Consider the following 1,443-nt stretch of genomic DNA (forward strand, 5'->3'; position numbering starts at 1 on the left):
CTTACCCGCTCCGGGGGGCCCGACCAGAACGAGACGCACTACCGCAGGAAACCTTCGTAGTTACGCTGCTGCAGCTGGCTCTCGATCTGCTTAACCGTGTCCAGGCCGACGCCTACCATGATCAGGATACTCGTCCCTCCGAACGGGAAGTTCTGGCTCGCACCGGACACCGCCAGCGCGACGATCGGGACCATGGAGATGAGACCCAGATACAGCGAGCCCGGCGCGGTCAGGCGGGTGAGCACGAAGTTCAGGTATTCAGCCGTCGGACGGCCGGGACGGATGCCCGGAATGAACCCACCGTACTTCTTCATGTTGTCGGCGACTTCAGTGGGGTTGAACGTGATGGACACGTAGAAGTACGTGAAGAAGATGATCAGCAGGAAGAACGTGGCCATGTAGATCGGCGTGTCGCCCGTGGCCAGGTTCTGCGAGATCCAGCGGATGACCGCGTTGTCCGTGGTCTGGAACAGCGAGGTGATGAGCTGCGGCAGATAGAGCAGCGAGGAGGCGAAGATGACCGGGATGATGCCGGCCTGGTTCACCTTCAGCGGGATGTAGGTGGACGTGCCGCCGTACATCCTGCGCCCCACCATGCGCTTGGCGTACTGGACCGGGATGCGCCGCTGAGCCTGCTCGACGAAGACCACCGCGGCGATCATGAAGATGCCGACCACCATGACGCCCGTGAAGGTGAACTTGTTCGCCTGGAAGATGTTGGTGAGCTCGGAGGGGAAGACGGCGACGACCTGGGTGAAGATCAGGATGGACATGCCGTTGCCGACGCCGCGGTCGGTGATGAGCTCACCGAGCCACATGATGACCGACGTACCGGCGGTCATGATGATGACCATCGTGACGATGCCGAAGATGTTGTCGGGGTCGAGCAGCACGTCCTGCTGGCAGTTGGGGAAGAGCTGGCCGGTGCGGGCCAGAGCGATGAATGCGGTCGACTGCAGGACGGCAAGACCGATGGTCAGATAACGCGTATACTGCGTGATCTTGGTCTGCCCGGCCTGGCCCTCCTTCTTCAGCGCCTCAAGTCGTGGAATCACGACGACGAGCAACTGGAGAATGATGCTCGCGGTGATGTACGGCATGATGCCCAGCGCGAACACCGACAGCTTCAGGAGCGCACCACCGCTGAAAAGCTGCACCATCCCGTAGATGTTGCCGGCGGCTCCGTTACGGGCCTGATCGAAACAGGCCGCGAGGTTCTGGACGTGAACTCCCGGAGTCGGAAGAACCGAGCCGAGACGGAAAAGCGCGATGATGCCCAGGGTGAAGAGCAACTTCTTGCGCAGGTCCGGTGTCCGGAACGCCCGGGTAAACGCGGTCAGCACGGTCCCTCCTGCGCGCCTTTACGGCGGTGTGAGTATGCGATGGTGCGGGGATCTGCCATCTAAGTCTTAGGTCTGACGAGCCGGACAGATGCCTGCCGTC

1 protein-coding gene is annotated in these 1,443 nt (G+C 61.7%); it reads right to left on the reverse strand.

From position 1 onward, the window contains the following. Positions 1-38: 38 nt before the first annotated feature. Positions 39-1,343, reverse strand: a complete 1,305-nt coding sequence (gene secY / locus ETD85_RS62245; RefSeq protein ID WP_138699089.1) for a preprotein translocase subunit SecY — start codon at positions 1,341-1,343, stop codon at positions 39-41. Positions 1,344-1,443: the final 100 nt, after the last annotated feature.

Source organism: Nonomuraea zeae (assembly GCF_005889725.1).
Lineage (GTDB): Bacteria > Actinomycetota > Actinomycetes > Streptosporangiales > Streptosporangiaceae > Nonomuraea > Nonomuraea zeae.